Source organism: Neisseria flavescens (assembly GCF_001618065.1).
GTDB lineage: Bacteria > Pseudomonadota > Gammaproteobacteria > Burkholderiales > Neisseriaceae > Neisseria > Neisseria flavescens_A.
This window is the reverse complement of sequence record NZ_LAEI01000050.1, coordinates 28,952-45,271: the sequence shown is the minus strand read 5'-3', so window position 1 is coordinate 45,271 and position 16,320 is coordinate 28,952. Positions and strand designations below refer to the sequence as shown.

The window sequence follows — 16,320 nt, the reverse complement described above, 5'->3', positions numbered from 1 at the left end:
CTTTACCTTGCGGATTTAGTTTGAAGACTGGTTCACTATAAAGTAATGGCGAATATCTTTAATAAAAGGCCTGTCATGCTGAAATTTAACACGCAGTACTAATTCCATAAAGGTTTTCAAACAGCATGATTCATTGCTTCTCGCTATCATACCCAATTCGAGCACCCCATTTATTTCAAGCCTAAAGGCCGTCTGAAACTTCAAATCCAGTTTCAGACGGCCTTTGATTTCCTATTTAAAATGTTTCAGCTGTTTTACAGGCTGTAATACATTTCAAATTCCAGCGGATGAGGTGCCATGCGGATGCGGCGGACATCCTCCTCTTTAAAGGTGATGTAGCTGTCGATCCAGTCTTTGCTGAACACGCCGCCGCGCAGGAGGAATTCGTGGTCGGCTTTGAGGGCGGCCAGTGCTTCTTCCAAAGAAGCGCAAACGGTTGGCACCAATGCATCTTCTTCCGGAGGCAGGTCGTACAGGTTTTTATCGGCAGGGTCGCCCGGATGGATTTTGTTTTGAATACCGTCCAAACCGGCCATCAACAAAGCGGCAAACGCCAAGTATGGGTTGGCGGTCGGATCAGGGAAACGCGCTTCGATGCGGCGTGCCTTACTGCTGTTCACAGACGGAATACGGATGGAAGCGGAACGGTTTTTGGCGGAATAAGCCAGTTTGGTTGGCGCTTCAAAGTGCGGCACGAGGCGTTTGTAAGAGTTGGTGGACGGATTGGTAATCGCGTTCAGGGCTTTGGCGTGTTTGATGATGCCGCCGATGTAATAAAGGGCGGTATCGGACAAACCGGCATAGCCGTCGCCTGAGAACAGGTTTTGACCGTCTTTCCAAATGGATTGGTGAACGTGCATACCGCTGCCGTTGTCGCCCATGATGGGTTTAGGCATGAAGGTGGCAGTTTTGCCGAAGTTGTGGGCAACGTTTTGAATCACGTATTTCATGTCTTGGGTTTGGTCGGCGCGTTTAACCAAAGTGGCGAAACGGGTGCCGATTTCCATTTGGCTGCCGGTACCGACTTCACTGTGATGCACTTCCACTTCGATGCCGAGTTCTTCCAAAATGTTCACCATGGCAGAACGCAGGTCTTGACCGCAGTCAATCGGCGCAACAGGTGCGTAACCGCCTTTGACGGTCGGGCGGTGGCCGGTGTTTTGACCGTCCATGTGCAGGCCGCTTGACCATGCGCCGCTTTCGGAAGTGATTTCGTAACGGGTTTTGTGCATATCGGTTTCAAATTCTACGCCGTCAAAAACGAAGAATTCAGGCTCGGGGCCGAAATAGGCGGTGTCTCCGATACCGGAAGATTTCAAATAGGCTTCGGCGCGGCGTGCGATAGAGCGGGGGTCGCGGTCATAGCCTTGGCCGTCGGCCGGGTCGATAACGTCGCAGGTAAAGACAACGGTGGTATCGTCGTAGAAAGGATCAACGAAGGCCGTAGACGCATCGGGACGCAACTGCATATCGGAAGCCTGAATACCTTTCCAACCGCCGATGGACGAACCGTCAAACGCTTGACCGTTTTCAAACCATTCTTCGGGATCGTCGAGGACGATGCGGGCGGGGATGGTAAAGTGGTGCTGCTTGCCTTTGGTATCGGTAAAGCGCAAATCTACGAAGCGGGCTTCGCTTTCTTCAATCAGTTTTACAGCGTCTTTGATGGACATCTTCAGCTCCTGAGGGAATGGGTTTAAGTTGTTATTCTACCACGGTAAGGCCGTCTGAAATACATCAGGGCCCCCGTTTTTACGCAATGAAATATAGTTTCAGACGGCAAGATTGTCAACAATATGCTTTGGTTTATCTGTTCAAAAGCGGAATGCCCGCTCTTTTGTCCGAATGCCGACAAAACAGATGCCGTCTGAAAGCAGTTCAGACGGCATCTGTTGTTTGATTTGAAAATGGTCAACGAGGATCGTGGTTGCAGACAAATTTGTACATACTCTCTCCAAGCGTACCGGGAATAACATAATCCCATTCGGCATAGGATCGTGTATCAGAGCCGATAGGGTTTCCCGATTTGGAATACCACGTTACCGTCAAAGACCTACGACGTTTACCACTGCAATCTATTTCTTCCAACCCTTTATCTGTATTATAAAATTTTCCATTGCTATGCTTTTTCGGCTTGGCATACCTCATTTCAACCCATGCACTATTGTCCGTACGGCTGTCTGCATCACCAAACACGGCAGTATTGTTACTGTCATTACCTAACCACACCCAATCCGCCGCCACCGCCGGCGTTGCCAACCCTAATGCAAATACTGCCAAGCACAACACCTTTTTCATGTCCGCCCCTTTCGTCCTTGTCAACAAAATCAAAGTTAAATTGTAAAAAAATAAAGTTAAATTGTAAAAAGAAAACGACTTTTTTTCAAGAAACAAATATTCCATCATGCTACCTGACAACCGTTTCAGACGACATCGTTTCCATCTGTACGCCGCCGTTATAAAATAGCCGTCCCGTCTTTTGGAACACGACCATGACTACCCTCCCGCGTTACGCCGTTTTCGGCAATCCCGTTGCACACAGTAAATCGCCGCAAATCCATCAGCAGTTTGCGCTGCAAGAAGGTGCGGCCATCGAATATGAGCGCATTTGTGCCGAAATCAGCGGTTTTGCCGAGGCTGTTGCGGCGTTTCGTGCCGAGGGCGGGCAAGGTGCGAATGTAACCGTCCCGTTCAAGCAGGAAGCTTTTGCGCTGGCGGACGAACATTCCGACCGCGCTTTGGCTGCCGGCGCGGTCAATACGCTGGTGTGGTTGGAAGACGGCAGAATACGCGGCGACAATACCGACGGTATCGGTTTGGCCAACGACATCACGCAGGTCAAAAATATTGCCATCGAAGGCAAAACCATTTTACTTTTGGGCGCGGGCGGCGCGGTGCGTGGCGTGATTCCGGTTTTGAAAGAACACCGCCCTGCCCGTATCGTCATTGCCAACCGTACCCATGCCAAGGCCGAGGAATTGGTGCGGCTTTTCGGCATTGAAGCCGTCCCGATGGCGGATTTGAACGGCGGTTTCGATATCATCATCAACGGCACGTCCGGCGGCTTGAGCGGTCAGCTTCCTGCCGTCAATCCTGAAATTTTCCGCAACTGCCGCCTTGCCTACGATATGGTTTACGGCAAAGCGGCGCAGGCGTTTTTGAACTTTGCCCAAAGTAACGGCGCGGCCGAAGTTTCAGACGGCCTGGGCATGCTGGTCGGTCAGGCTGCCGCCTCTTACCATATTTGGCGCGGATTTACGCCCGATATCCGCCCCGTTATCGAATACATGAAAGCCCTGTAACCATGTTCCGCATCATTAAATGGCTGATTGCCCTGCCCATCGGTATCTTCATTTTCTTCAACGCTTATGTGTACGGCAACATCATTACCTACCGCGCCGTCGCGCCCAGCAAAACCACCTTCATGTCCATGCGCATGAGCCAGTTTGCAAAAGAAGGCCGCGATGTCGAGCTGGATTACCGTTGGGTGCCTTACGACCAAATTTCCGTCAACCTCAAAAAAGCCCTGATTGCCTCCGAAGACGCCAACTTTGCCGAACACAGCGGCTTTGACTGGAACGGCATCAAATACGCCATGAAACGCAATAAGCAAAGCGGCGAAGTCAAAGCCGGCGGCTCGACCATCAGCCAGCAACTGGCGAAAAACCTATTTCTCAACGAAAGCCGCAGCTACCTACGCAAAGGCGAAGAAGCGGCGATTACGGCGATGATGGAAGCCGTTACCGACAAAGACCGAATTTTCGAGCTGTATCTGAACTCAATCGAATGGCACTACGGCGTATTCGGCGCAGAAGCTGCGTCCCAGTATTTCTACAAGAAACCTGCCTCCGCCCTCACCCGCCAACAAGCCGCCAAGCTCACGGCGCGCGTTCCGGCTCCGCTGTTTTACGCAGACCACCCTAAGAGCAAACGGATGCACAACAAAACCAATATCATCCTGCGCCGCATGGGTTCGGCAGAATTACCCGAAAGCGATATGGATTAATTAAAAAGGCCGTCTGAACATTTCAGACGGCCTTTGTTTTTAGGCTTTCTCTTCCGGCTCTGGTACGTCAAACACTTGGCGCAGGTAAGCGAGGAAGGTGTTATTGGTGGTCATGGTTTTGCCCGGGGAGTCGGAGAGCTTGGCGACGGATTGGCCATTACACTCGACAAGCTTCAAAACAATGTTCAAAGGCGTGTGTCCCAAGTCGTTGGTCAGGTTGGTACCGATACCGAAACTGGTTTTGAAACGGTCTTTGAAGTATTGGTGCAACGCCCATGAACGCTCAATATCGAGGCCGTCTGAAAAGGTCAGCATTTTGGTGCGGCTGTCGATTTTGAGTTTTTTGTAATGCTCGTAGGCTTTGTCGCCCCAAACATAAGGATCGCCGCTGTCGTGGCGCAGGCCGTCGAAGAGTTTGGCGAAGTAAAGGTCAAAATCGCGCAAGAAGGCATCCATGCCGACCACATCGGTCAGGGCGATGCCAAGGTCGCCGCGGTATTCATGTACCCAGCTTTCCAGCGCGGCTTTTTGGAAATTGCGCAAACGTACGTCCAAGGCTTGGAAGGCTTGGAGAAACTCATGCGCCATGGTGCCGATGGGTGTGATGCCGAGTTTTTTGGCCAGATAAACGTTGCTGGTACCGCGCACGATGTCGGGAGCAGCTTCCAGCAAGGTGCGGATAACGTGTTCCTGCCATGCGAGGGTGTAGCGGCGGCGTGTACCGAAATCGGAAATAAGGAACGGCGGATCATTCGGATTTTGAGTGGCCGCAATTTCTTTCAGCTGTTGCGCTTTGGCCTGCAAACGGCGCTCGCCTTCTTCGATGACGGCAGGCGTTTCCAAGCGGCGGAAATAGAGTTCGTTGACGATGGCAAGAATGAAAATCTCGAAGAACATCGCCTGTATCATCGGGCCTTCGATGCGGATGTTCAGACGGCCTTGATCGTCAGGGCTGACTTGGACAAAGCGGCGTTGGAGTTGGAAAAGTTCGAGATAATCGACAAAGTCGCTTTTGATAAAGCGCAGACTGCGCAAGTAGTCGAGTTCGTCATGCGTAAAGCGCAGCTGACACAGGGCGTCGAGTTCGCGTTCCAAGTCTTCTTGAATATCGGCCAGCGGATACACCATCTCTTTGTTGCGACAGCGGAATTCGTAGAGGCTGTGGGTTTGCGGGAACTGGTGCAACACGACTTGCAGCATGGTGAATTTGTACAGGTCGGTATCAAGCAGGGATTGGATAATGGGCTGATGAGCAGACATAAGCTTTCTCTGAGTAAACGTGGGCGTTGAGGTATCGATTTTAATGGAAAAGGCCGTCTGAAAGAAACCTTATTCAGACGGCCTTTATCTTAATTTAATCCAGCTGCGCTACGGAAACCGGCAAAGAGCGGATGGTAGACAACATCGTGCTGGCATCTTTTTGCTGTTTGCGGAACGCGGCCATATTGGTCGGGGTCAATTTCGGCGTCGGCAGGGCGACGGTAGTCGGGTTGACCGGCTGGCCGTTGACACGTGCTTCGTAGTGCAGGTGCGGACCGGTCGAACGGCCGGTTGTACCGACAAAACCAATCACTTCGCCGGCGCGGACTCTGCCATCGGCAGGGCTGAACGCGCTCATGTGGCCGTACAGGGTTTCCACACCGTTGGCATGGCGAATCATCACGGTGTTACCGTAGCCGCCTTTCCAACCTTTGAAAATCACTTCGCCGTCGGCAGCGGCCTTAATCGGCGTACCGGTCGGCGCGGCATAGTCTATACCGGTGTGCATACGGACGGTATGCAGAACCGGGTGGACACGGTAGCCGAATGGGGAAGAAATGCGCGTGTACGCAACAGGCTCGGTATTAAAGCCTGCTTTTTGTTGCAGGGACTTACCGTTTTGGTCGTAGTAGCTACCGCTTTCTTCGTCACCTTTGCCTTGGCTGTAATAATAGGCTTGGTAGGTTTTGCCGTCTTTAACCACTTCAGCCGCCAAAATATCGCCGACCGCCATTTGCTGGCCGCGGAAATACATGCTGTTGTACAAAAGACGCACGGTATCGCCTTCTTTCAAATCGCTCATATTGAATGAGTCGGCAAAGATTTCTTTGAGCTGGATATACACTTCGGAAGGGATTTCGGCACGGAGCATATCGCCGATGGCGGAAGTGCGGATTTGCACGGAGCGCAGGGTCGGCATGGTTTTCATGTCGATTTCGGCATTGGAGATGCGCCATTTACCTTTGACTTTTTCCAAAGCCACCAAGTTGCGTTCTAATTCTTCATCGGTAAAGAATTGAACGTCGGTCACTTGGCCTGAAGAATCGATGCGGATGTTGACGGATTGGTTGGTCCGCAGGTTTTTCATGTCGAGGTTGGCATTGTTTTTCGCCATGATTTGCTTGATGTCTTCTTGGTTGACACCCATGCGCGTCAAAACGTCTGCCAAAGAGTCGCCGGCTTGGACGGCTTCTTGCGCCCAATAGCTGGATTGATAGGTATTGGTTTCCACATAAACGGCAGGTAGCTCTTCGGAAATACGCTCGACTTTGAAATCGGTTTGTGCTGGTTGAGGGTCGGTAATGGCGTATGCGGTCATGATGCCTGAAGCCGGCAGCAGAAACGCTAAGAGGGTTGCTTTGAATCGAGTGGAATATTTGTTTTTAATCACGCGTTATCCTTAATGGGGCGGTCTGTTTTTTGAGGTTTGCAGAATGCCGGCACATCCGGCCTGCCGCGACCGCCTGCTGGTTTAAACAGTTTTGGGGATAAAGGACTTGGAGTCTTTTTTCCGATCTGAAAATCAGGTTTTCATTCGGAATGAATGAGGTCGTGTTTGAGATTGACGTTATTATCAGGGCTATTGTGTTGATTTACACCCTGTTTTTCTGAAATTTACGCCACGCATTTTAACATGACAGCCCGTTTTTTCCAAACCGGCCGTCTGAACGGCTCTTTTTAAGTACATGAGGGCAAGGTTTCGAAACGCATCATTTGTCGCGTAAAATAACGGTTTTTCTATCCATTTGCGCTTATGAAGCTGACCCTCGCCCTTCCCTCGCTCAACCGTTTTGCCGACGAATCCGTGCCTGCGCTTGCCTTACCTGCTTTTAACCGTCTTTTGCGTTACGGCACATTACGCAAAGAAACACTCAGGCCGTCTGAATTTTACGGACGCCATTTGTGGAACGGCAGCCTCATTACCCAAGTGCAACGTTTACGCCACACAAGCCAAAAACGAGCGGCCGCTTTTGCCTCTCCCGTTTGGCAACAGATGGGCATGCACCATGTCAACATTATCGGCGGCGAGTTTATCGGCATCCAAAAAGAAGAGGCTCAACGGTTATGTGCGGATTTGTCGGCGTTTTATCAAGATAAAGATTGGCAATTCGAGCCGCTTTGCGAAAGCATGTGGCTGCTCAGTATGCCGACGATAGAAAATTGGGGCGCGGAATGTGTTTTGGATGTATGCGGGCAGCCGGAAATGGACGGTCAGGCACATGGCAAAGATGCGGTGTCTTGGTTGGCCATGCAGACGGAAATCCAAATGTTTCTCCACACGCATCCAATTAACCAAGCGCGTGAACAACAAGGATTGCCGGAAATCAACGGTTTGTGGCTGTGGAATGATGCGGACGGTACACAGTCTGCGGATATTGTCGCCTCAGACAGCGCATGGGCGCATTTTTCGGATACGCCCAAACTCGATGCGCCGTATGATTTGAAGGCTTGGTTTGAGATGGTTCAAGAAACAGGAAATACTGTTTCAGACGGCCTTATCTTTTTGGACGACTTGGTTTCCACCTTACAAACAGGCGATGTTTGGGCATACAAAGATATTTTGGAAAGCTGGGAAACCCGTTGGTTTGCGCCTTTATGGGACGCACTCGCTTCAGGCCGTCTGAAAACCGTATGCATTGCTACAGATGGCGAAAACGGCGGCACGCTGGAAATCGGCCGCCGTTCCAAATGGGCATTTTGGCGCAAAGCTAAAACGTTTAACGGATCGTGGTAAGCGGTTTTAAGCCTCCAACGCCTCCAATTTGGCTGAAATTTTATCCCACACATCCTGCAAAGGAATCGCTTTCAACAGACGTGTCGGATCGTTGGTATCGATACTGTCTGGGTGAGGCAGTTCGGCATAATCGCCGGCATAAATGACTTCCGCCTGCTCGGAATACGGACGCCATTTATCCACCCATGACGCGCCAAACAAAGCGATTTGCGGTTTATCCAAAGCTGCGGCGATGTGCATCGGTGCGGAATCGACACCGACAAACAGTTTGGCGCCCTCAATGGCCGCCGCCAATTCACGCAGGCTCAAGCATCCGGACAACACATATACTTTTCTGCCCTCTGGAATATTCAGACGGCCTATAATTTCCTGAAGCATGTATTGCTCGACAGTGTCGGGAGAAGCAGTCAATACGACATTCTGCCCGCTGTTGAGCAGAAGCTGTACGATGGCGGCATTCTTGCCGTCTTCCCAACATTTGAAATGCCAACGCGCTCCCGGGTGCAGCAACACATAATCTTCGCCGCCCCAACCCTGCTCACGCAATTTCTGCCGCATGCTTTCCCTTGCATCTTGTGCCACCCAAAGGCGTACTTTCGCATCGGCCACGTCTTCCGGCTGGATAAGCGGCGCAAGGATATTCAATTGGTTTTCAACGATATGATGGCTGGTATCCAGCTCATGGTTGATAAAATCATGACAGAAACGCCACCAAAAACCGTCGCGCTTGATGCAGTCCAAACCCACGCTGCAACGGGCGCACAGTTTGGCAATTACCGCCGCGCGCCATTGATCGGACAGATTGAAAGCCCAGTCGTAATCGCGTGCCTTCAGCTTAGACAAAAGGTTTTTCTCACACGCCAACTGCTTGAATACGCCCAGCTTCTTCCAATTTCGATCAATGGTAAAAATCTGCGCAATCTGCGGATTATCGGCAATCAGCTGCTCCGTACCGGCGTATACCAGCATATCGATTTCGCAATCGGGGAAACGAGTTTTCAGCGCATCGACCACCGGCGTGCTCAAAAGCACATCTCCATGATGGCGCAATTTGATGATCAGAATACGTTTGGGTTGGGCTAAAGACATACAAATACTTTCAGACGGCCTGTTGATTGGTTGCTATTGTAAAGCGGAAAACAGGTTTCATAAAATACAAAACAGGCCGTCTGAAAGCTATCCTGCTGATTCATCGCTATAAAATCCGCACAAGTCATGCAATTTATATTACAATTCGCACCCCGTGGTTCGAAAACCTCCCACATTAAAAAACTAAGGAAACCTCATGTCCCGCAACAACGAAGAGCTGCAAGGCATCTCCCTTTTGGGCAACCAGAAAACCCAATACCCGAGCGAATACGCGCCTGAAATTTTGGAAGCGTTCGACAACAAACATCCCGACAACGACTATTTCGTCAAATTCGTCTGCCCCGAGTTCACCAGCCTCTGCCCGATGACCGGCCAGCCCGACTTTGCCACCATCTACATCCGCTACATCCCCCATATCAAAATGGTGGAAAGCAAATCCCTGAAACTCTATCTCTTCAGCTTCCGCAACCACGGCGACTTCCACGAAGACTGCGTCAACATCATTATGAAAGACCTCATCGCCCTGATGGATCCGAAATACATCGAAGTATTCGGCGAATTCACACCGCGCGGCGGCATCGCCATTCATCCGTTTGCCAACTACGGCAAAGCAGGCACAGAGTTTGAAGCTTTGGCACGCAAACGCCTGTTTGAGCACGATGCACAATAATCCCGTTCAGACGGCCTAACGCCCTTTTCATTGCAAGACTTTCTCTATTGCACAGTCTTGCAAGGCTTCATGCCGTCTGAAAAAACTTCCGAAAGATTTCCATGTACGAATTTACTGCCGCACAGCAGAAGAAAGCGCTCTTCTGGCTGGTGCTTTTCCATATTTTTATTATTGCCGCCAGCAACTATCTGGTACAGTTCCCCTTTCAAATTTTCGGTATTTTTACCACTTGGGGCGCATTTTCCTTCCCCTTTATCTTCCTCGCTACCGACCTGACCGTGCGCATTTTCGGCGCGCCGTTGGCTAGACGGATTATTTTTTGGGTGATGCTCCCCGCCCTGCTGCTCTCTTACGTCTTCTCCGTCCTCTTTCATGACGGCAACTGGACAGGCTGGGCATCTTTAACCGAATTTAACACCTTCGTCGGCCGTATCGCATTGGCCAGTTTTTCCGCCTATGCGCTCGGGCAAATCCTCGATATTTTCGTGTTCAACAGATTACGCCGTCTGAAATCATGGTGGGTTGCCCCTACTGCTTCCACCGTGGTCGGCAACGCGTTGGACACGCTGGTGTTTTTCGCCGTTGCCTTTTATGCGAGCAACGATGAATTTATGGCGGCAAACTGGCAGGGCATCGCCTTTGTCGATTATCTGTTCAAACTCGCCATCTGCACACTCTTCTTCCTGCCTGCATACGGCATCGTATTGAGCATCTTGACCAAAAAACTGACTTCCTTAAACGTCCGTCAAGAAATGCCCGAATCGGTTTTAGCCAAATAAGCAGCAGATAAAAAACAAGGCCGTCTGAAACTTTAAGCGTTCAGACGGCCTTTTATGTTTTAAACAATTAACCGGTCAATTGTTTGGTAATCAGTTTTTTCAGCGGCGGGAAGTTATTGCTTGCACGCAATACCAAACCGCGCAGCAGTTTCGCCGGAGCAGTTTCATTGGTAAAGAGTTTCAGCAACATATTGGTGCCGTGGTAAATCGGATGGGCGTGGAGCATATGCTTGGTGCTGTATTTTTCCAGCAGGCTCTTCGCACCAATATCTTGACCGCGTTGCTCGGCTTCGAGAACCAATTTAGCCAAAAGATCGGCACTTGCCAAACCCAAGTTGAAACCGTGCGCAGTAACCGGATGCATACCGACTGCGGCATCGCCGATCAACGCGCTGCGTTTGCCGTAGAAACGTTGGGCAATCATGCCGACCAAAGGATAATTGTGAATGGTGCTGACCAATTCCATATCGCCCAAACGGCCTTTAAGCTGCTCTTTCACACTGGCTGCCAATTCTTCCGGCGACATGTTTTTAATCGTTTCGGCTTTATCGCTGTCCACCGTAATCACTGTATTGGTCAAATGCTCTTCCAAAGGCAGCAACGCAATGGTGCGGCCGTAGTGGAAGCATTCATATGCGGTATGCAGGTTGGACAGGGTATGCTTCATGCGGCACACAAACATGGTACGGCTGTAATCGTGCATATCGGAAGAAATGCCCAGTTGACGGCGCGTTTGCGAGAAGCGGCTATCGGCGGCCAACAACAGACGGCCGGTCAATACTTCTCCGCTTTCCAAAATGACTTGCGCCTCATCATCAGAAGTTTTGACTTCTTTAACATTGGTGCCGGTCAGAATTTTGACGTTGTCCAATTTGGACACAACTTCATAAGCGGCTTTGCGGATATTGTGATTGGAAATCAAATAGCCCAAGCAGTCCGCAGGCTCGCCGCGCGCCTGAGTCGGTTGCGGGAAATGGAGCTGGTAATCGGAATGGCCGTTCAACACTTTGGCATCGCGCAAAGGATAAATTTCGTCTTTTGGAATCAAATCCCACATACCCAATCGCTGCATGATTTCACGCGACAAGTGCGTCAATGCGATTTCACGGCCATCATACGGCGGATTTTGCAACACTTCTAAAGGACTTCTTTCAATCAGGGTTATGTTCAAACCGCTTCCGGCCAACTCTGCGGCAAAACTTAATCCGGCAGGGCCTGCGCCGACGACGAGAATATCACTGTGTAAGCTCATGGGAGGAATTCCTTGTATTCAACTGATACGGATTTTTTCAGACGGCCTTAAGTTTACTGTGTTTAGCTACATGAGGGTAAATCAAAGGCATTTGATAGATTATATAGAAAGAGTCGATAGAATAAAACAAAGGCCATCGATTGTAAGCACGTTTTTACTTTGGCCTTAATATAAATCAAGCTTCACGACATACAGATTTTATCAAACGGATAAACAGTCAAATAAACAAAAACAAAACCGCATTCCAAAAAGGGAATGCGGCTTTCAATCGTAAAACGATTATTCTTCAGAACCGGTGTAAGGACGGATGCTGACAGTTTTACGGTTCAGCGCGCCTTTGGTTTTGAATTCAACGTAACCGTCGACTTTAGCAAACAAAGTGTGGTCTTTGCCCATGCCTACGTTGTCACCTGCGTGGAATTTAGTACCACGTTGACGAACGATGATAGAGCCTGCCGGAATCAGCTCGTTGCCATAGGCTTTAACGCCCAAGCGTTTGGCTTCTGAATCGCGACCGTTGCGGGTGCTACCGCCTGCTTTTTTACTTGCCATTTGTAATACTCCTGAACTTACTTGAAATTAGGCGATTGCCACGATTTCGATTTGGGTGAAATTTTGGCGATGGCCTTGGCGTTTTTGGTAGTGTTTGCGACGACGCATTTTGAAAATGCGTACTTTCTCGCCACGACCATGAGCAACGACTTTAGCTGTTACTTTTGCGCCTTCGATAAAAGGTGCGCCTACTTTTACAGATTCGCCGTCAGCAATCATCAAAACTTCAGTCAGTTCGATTTGGCTGTCGAGTTCGGCTGGTATCTGTTCTACTTTCAATTTTTCGCCAACGGAAACTTTGTATTGTTTACCGCCGGTTTTTACGACCGCGTACATACTCAACTCCATGAGAATTAGGTTAACATTCCGCACACCATGTGCGAAACGAGCTATTCTATTTCTATTTACCTGTTTTGTCAAAATTTATTTTATTTACAAGTGAAAAGGCCGTCTGAAAGATATGTTGCATGCTTTTTAACTGATATAATCACGCGCTGGATTGCTGATATCTTTATGCAACATTATTACCCCGACCGAATGTACGGGTTTAAACAGATTCATTGGAGCCCCCGCTCCGTTTTATCAACAGAGAATGTTTTATGCTCGAAAACCTGCCTTACTTCCAACGCCACCTGCCCGATGACCTTGCCAAAGTTAATGCGGTCATCAACCAAGCTGTTCAATCCGATGTTGCGCTGATTTCGCAAATCGGCACATACATCATTAGCGCGGGCGGTAAGCGCCTGCGTCCGATTATTACCATTTTGGCAGGCAAAGCAGTCGGGCATGACGATGAAAAACTGTACTCGCTGGCAGCGATGGTGGAATTCATCCACACCTCCACCCTCCTGCACGACGATGTCGTCGATGAAAGCGATTTGCGCCGTGGCCGTAAAACCGCAAACAACCTCTTCGGCAACGCGGCGGCTGTTTTGGTCGGCGACTTCCTATATACACGCGCCTTCCAACTGATGGTTGGTTCGGGCAGCATGCGTATTTTGGAAGTGATGGCAGATGCGACCAACATCATCGCCGAAGGCGAAGTCATGCAGCTGATGAACATCGGCAATACGGATATTACCGAAGAGCAATACGTCCAAGTTATCCAATACAAAACAGCCAAACTGTTTGAAGCGGCCGCTCAAGTCGGCGCAATTTTGGGCAAGGCGTCCCCCGAACACGAGCAAGCCTTGAAAGACTACGGCATGTACGTCGGTACGGCTTTCCAAATCATTGACGATGTATTGGACTATTCAGGCGAAACCGAAGAAATCGGCAAAAACGTCGGCGACGATTTGGCCGAAGGCAAACCTACCCTGCCATTGATTTACCTGATGCGAAACGGTTCCGAGCAGGCAGCAAACGATGTGCGCCACGCCTTGGAAAATGCCGACCGCAGCTATTTTGAAAAAATCCACGACTATGTCGTCAACTCCGATGCTTTGCCGTATTCGATTTCCGAAGCGAAAAAAGCCGTCGACAAAGCCATCGCTTCATTGGACGTGTTACTTGACAGCGAAGTCAAAGATGCCATGATCCAACTGGCAAAAGAATCCTTGGCCCGAGTATCTTAATCCGATGAATTTCAGCTTTGTCCCTTTGTTTCTGGTTACACTGATTTTTTTGGGCGTTGTCAGCAACAACAACTCAATTACGATTTCGGCGGCCGTCTTATTGTTGATGCAACAAACCGCTTTGTCGCAATACATTCCCTTCGTGGAAAAACACGGTTTGCATCTGGGCATCATCCTGCTGACCATCGGCGTATTGAGTCCACTGGTTTCCGGCAAAATACAGATTCCGCCGCTGTCCGAGTTTCTCAATTTCAAAATGATTGCCGCCGTCCTTATCGGCATCTTCGTCGCTTGGCTTGCCGGACGTGGCGTTCCATTGATGAGCGAACAGCCTGTTTTGGTAACCGGATTATTAATCGGCACAGTCATCGGCGTTGCCTTTGTCGGCGGTATTCCGGTCGGCCCTTTGATTGCCGCCGGCTTATTGTCTTTTGTTGCCGGAAAGGTTTAAAATCCCCTCCTTTAACGCCTCGCCATAGTTCAACGGATAGAACGTATGCCTCCTAAGCGTAAAATACAGGTTCGATTCCTGTTGGCGAGGCCACTATTTCAATAAAAGCCTTTCATACTTTGAAAGGCTTTTTTTATTATCAATAAATAAAGGCCGTCTGAAACTTTTCAGACGGCCTTTTCATTTTGCCAAACCGTTAACCCGGACGGCCATCCGAACGCGGACGGATCAGCCAAGGAATATATTTCCATGCGTACAACAGCAGAGACACGGCAAACAAAGCGGCGGAACAACGGATACTGTGCGTGTATGCCGTACCGCTCACAAAGGTAGCCAAAACACGGATAACCGTTGCGGCAATCATCAGCCAAAAGGCGACAGGAACCACTTTAGGCGGCGGATAAATAGAGTTGCCGGTATGGCCAAGCGCAGTTCGTGCCATCATGCCCAAAGTCAACACGCCGATACCGCCAACGCCGATAAGGTGTACGCCAAGATTCAAGAAGCTTGGAATCCAATAAGAAATACCGACCGCAATCAAACCCAAGCCTGTAAACAGATAGCCGGCAAACAAAATCCAAAGCATAGGCTCTTTCAGTACGGCTTTATACCACCAGCGGTACACCTGCACGGTAAAAATCACACCGGCAGCAATAGAGAACAAAGCAGCCAATTTCGGCAATATGTTATGAGCCATCATCATGGCAGTCAGCATTGGCAACCAAAGCGATGCGTGCGCTACCCACTGAGGGCTGGGAATTTGCGGTACGTTCAAACGTTTGGACGTAAAGAACGAGATAATCCGCATACCGATCAAACCGATAAAACCGGCCACCATAATCAAACCGGATTGCAGACCGGTCATCAGCGCGATGGCATCAAACGGCTGCATTTTCATATGGAACGCGAAATGGGTACCGCCCAAAACAAAAATAGCAAATACGGCAACATAGTTACGCTTGTTTTGAGAACGGATTACCGGCAAAGCCATGCATACCGCGCCATACCAGAAAAAGATCGTGCCGAATATACCGCTTGCCGTTGCACCCCAGCCGGGAATAAACGCACACAAACGCGCAAGCAGCCAAAATGCGGTCAAACCTGCCAACGCCTTACCGCGCGTGGGCGGCTGGCCAGTCCAAGTTGCCACGGCCGTCAGCAAGAATGCAATGACAACCAATCCGGCGTAGCCCCAAATCATTTCATGGGCATGCCAATACAAACCCGGCAATTCAGGCGTACCCTGATAGCCAAAGCCCCAAAGCAATATAGACAATGCGCCATACAAAGCCGCCAACGAGTAAAACGGGCGGAAGGCCATTGCCCATACAGGATGTTTGAACAAATCGTTCATGGTGGTTCCTTCAATTTTTATATCATCATAAAACAGCAACAGAGGCCGTCTGAAACTTTTCAGACGGCCATCGATTCCCTGCCCTATTACACATTCTCAGGCAAAGGCAAAAAAGGTTCAATCGCAGGAAAAAGCTCGCGCTCCTCAAAACGCGCATGATCGCGCAAAGTTACCGCAAAATCCTTATTCCATGATTCATTCACATATTCAGGATGAGCCATCATCGCACGCAACTTGGCATGATCGCCTTCAAAACGCTGCCTCAACGCCGGATCAACTTTATCCCAATACGGCGCAAACATGGTTTCCTCTTCCAAAAAATGTGGCTCAAGCTCCGCAAAATGAGGATCCAGCTCTGCTTGATGGCTTTGCTCCGGCGTACGCAGGAGACGGACGCACAACGACAGCGAGCCATGGTGCTCACGGGAAAGTTCTATTAATGCAGGATGGCGTTTCAAGGGTTTCATAAGTTCGTTATAATGGCAATAGTCTGTCAAACTGGATTAATTTAAATGTTTCAGATATTATGAAACCCAACCCCACATAAAGTCAAACAGCCCTTTACCAAACACTACCCTTTTGACATATAATAAAAATAT

General features: G+C 49.7%; 17 protein-coding genes, 1 tRNA gene and 1 riboswitch. Of the genes, 8 read left to right on the top strand and 10 right to left on the bottom strand.

Annotated elements, in window-relative coordinates; genetic code table 11:
* Positions 1 to 254: 254 nt before the first annotated feature.
* Both glnA and TW89_RS08240 read right to left on the bottom strand, forming a co-directional pair.
* Positions 255 to 1,673 (bottom strand): type I glutamate--ammonia ligase, encoded by a 1,419-nt coding sequence (gene glnA / locus TW89_RS08245; RefSeq protein WP_070712164.1) that lies wholly within the window; start codon positions 1,671 to 1,673, stop codon positions 255 to 257.
* Between the two features lie 238 nt (positions 1,674 to 1,911).
* Entirely contained in the window at positions 1,912 to 2,298 is a 387-nt protein-coding gene (locus tag TW89_RS08240) for a surface-adhesin E family protein (protein ID WP_128581119.1), read from the bottom strand.
* 194 nt (positions 2,299 to 2,492) lie between these two features.
* Between TW89_RS08240 and aroE the strand changes: the two genes are divergently transcribed.
* Positions 2,493 to 3,302, top strand: coding sequence for a shikimate dehydrogenase (gene aroE, locus TW89_RS08230; protein ID WP_070712163.1), 810 nt, complete (start codon positions 2,493 to 2,495; stop codon positions 3,300 to 3,302).
* Between the two features lie 2 nt (positions 3,303 to 3,304).
* Complete coding sequence (gene mtgA, locus TW89_RS08225) at positions 3,305 to 4,006, top strand: monofunctional biosynthetic peptidoglycan transglycosylase (protein ID WP_128581118.1); 702 nt, start codon at positions 3,305 to 3,307, stop codon at positions 4,004 to 4,006.
* A 39-nt stretch (positions 4,007 to 4,045) separates the two neighbouring features.
* Here the strand turns inward: mtgA and pncB are convergent, their stop codons facing one another.
* Both pncB and TW89_RS08215 read right to left on the bottom strand, forming a co-directional pair.
* Entirely contained in the window at positions 4,046 to 5,266 is a 1,221-nt protein-coding gene (pncB, locus tag TW89_RS08220) for a nicotinate phosphoribosyltransferase (protein ID WP_070712162.1), read from the bottom strand.
* Positions 5,267 to 5,360: 94 nt separating this feature from the next.
* Positions 5,361 to 6,656, bottom strand: coding sequence for a M23 family metallopeptidase (locus TW89_RS08215; RefSeq protein WP_128581117.1), 1,296 nt, complete (start codon positions 6,654 to 6,656; stop codon positions 5,361 to 5,363).
* 363 nt (positions 6,657 to 7,019) lie between these two features.
* Here TW89_RS08215 and TW89_RS08210 point away from each other — a divergent pair, with 363 nt between their 5' ends.
* The gene (locus TW89_RS08210; protein ID WP_128581116.1) at positions 7,020 to 8,000 is read left to right on the top strand and encodes a hypothetical protein; all 981 of its coding nucleotides are present in this window, start codon (positions 7,020 to 7,022) and stop codon (positions 7,998 to 8,000) included.
* Between the two features lie 6 nt (positions 8,001 to 8,006).
* Here the strand turns inward: TW89_RS08210 and rfaQ are convergent, their stop codons facing one another.
* Positions 8,007 to 9,089 (bottom strand): putative lipopolysaccharide heptosyltransferase III, encoded by a 1,083-nt coding sequence (rfaQ, locus tag TW89_RS08205; protein WP_128581115.1) that lies wholly within the window; start codon positions 9,087 to 9,089, stop codon positions 8,007 to 8,009.
* Positions 9,090 to 9,237: 148 nt separating this feature from the next.
* Positions 9,238 to 9,282, top strand: a riboswitch (PreQ1 riboswitch).
* A gap of 3 nt (positions 9,283 to 9,285) precedes the next feature.
* On the opposite strand from rfaQ, the gene queF reads away from it, so the two are divergent.
* The gene (gene queF, locus TW89_RS08200) at positions 9,286 to 9,759 is read left to right on the top strand and encodes a preQ(1) synthase (protein ID WP_003748427.1); all 474 of its coding nucleotides are present in this window, start codon (positions 9,286 to 9,288) and stop codon (positions 9,757 to 9,759) included.
* 101 nt (positions 9,760 to 9,860) lie between these two features.
* Positions 9,861 to 10,538 carry a 7-cyano-7-deazaguanine/7-aminomethyl-7-deazaguanine transporter gene (locus TW89_RS08195; protein ID WP_128581114.1) on the top strand — a complete coding sequence of 226 codons (678 nt, stop codon included), beginning with the start codon at positions 9,861 to 9,863 and terminating at the stop codon, positions 10,536 to 10,538.
* A 67-nt stretch (positions 10,539 to 10,605) separates the two neighbouring features.
* Here TW89_RS08195 and ubiM read toward each other — a convergent pair whose 3' ends face one another.
* From ubiM to rplU, 3 genes are all read right to left on the bottom strand, one after another.
* The gene (gene ubiM, locus TW89_RS08190; RefSeq protein ID WP_003680095.1) at positions 10,606 to 11,790 is read right to left on the bottom strand and encodes a 5-demethoxyubiquinol-8 5-hydroxylase UbiM; all 1,185 of its coding nucleotides are present in this window, start codon (positions 11,788 to 11,790) and stop codon (positions 10,606 to 10,608) included.
* A gap of 279 nt (positions 11,791 to 12,069) precedes the next feature.
* On the bottom strand, positions 12,070 to 12,342 hold the full coding sequence (gene rpmA, locus TW89_RS08185) for a 50S ribosomal protein L27 (RefSeq protein ID WP_002212328.1): 273 nt from the start codon (positions 12,340 to 12,342) through the stop codon (positions 12,070 to 12,072).
* A 27-nt stretch (positions 12,343 to 12,369) separates the two neighbouring features.
* A complete protein-coding gene (rplU, locus tag TW89_RS08180) occupies positions 12,370 to 12,678 on the bottom strand; it encodes a 50S ribosomal protein L21 (RefSeq protein ID WP_002216394.1) in 309 nt (102 codons plus the stop codon).
* Between the two features lie 263 nt (positions 12,679 to 12,941).
* Here rplU and ispB point away from each other — a divergent pair, with 263 nt between their 5' ends.
* The 3 genes from ispB (at position 12,942) to TW89_RS08165 (ending at position 14,460) form a co-directional block, all read left to right on the top strand.
* The gene (gene ispB, locus TW89_RS08175; RefSeq protein ID WP_128581113.1) at positions 12,942 to 13,916 is read left to right on the top strand and encodes an octaprenyl diphosphate synthase; all 975 of its coding nucleotides are present in this window, start codon (positions 12,942 to 12,944) and stop codon (positions 13,914 to 13,916) included.
* A gap of 4 nt (positions 13,917 to 13,920) precedes the next feature.
* Positions 13,921 to 14,367: a DUF441 domain-containing protein gene (locus TW89_RS08170; RefSeq protein WP_128581112.1), complete on the top strand. Its 447-nt coding sequence runs from the start codon at positions 13,921 to 13,923 to the stop codon at positions 14,365 to 14,367.
* 18 nt (positions 14,368 to 14,385) lie between these two features.
* Positions 14,386 to 14,460, top strand: a tRNA-Arg gene (locus tag TW89_RS08165).
* A gap of 103 nt (positions 14,461 to 14,563) precedes the next feature.
* On the opposite strand, the gene TW89_RS08160 is transcribed toward TW89_RS08165, so the two are convergent.
* Both TW89_RS08160 and TW89_RS08155 read right to left on the bottom strand, forming a co-directional pair.
* The gene (locus tag TW89_RS08160) at positions 14,564 to 15,721 is read right to left on the bottom strand and encodes an NnrS family protein (protein ID WP_128581111.1); all 1,158 of its coding nucleotides are present in this window, start codon (positions 15,719 to 15,721) and stop codon (positions 14,564 to 14,566) included.
* An 86-nt stretch (positions 15,722 to 15,807) separates the two neighbouring features.
* Positions 15,808 to 16,188: a hemerythrin domain-containing protein gene (locus TW89_RS08155; protein ID WP_070712158.1), complete on the bottom strand. Its 381-nt coding sequence runs from the start codon at positions 16,186 to 16,188 to the stop codon at positions 15,808 to 15,810.
* Positions 16,189 to 16,320: the final 132 nt, after the last annotated feature.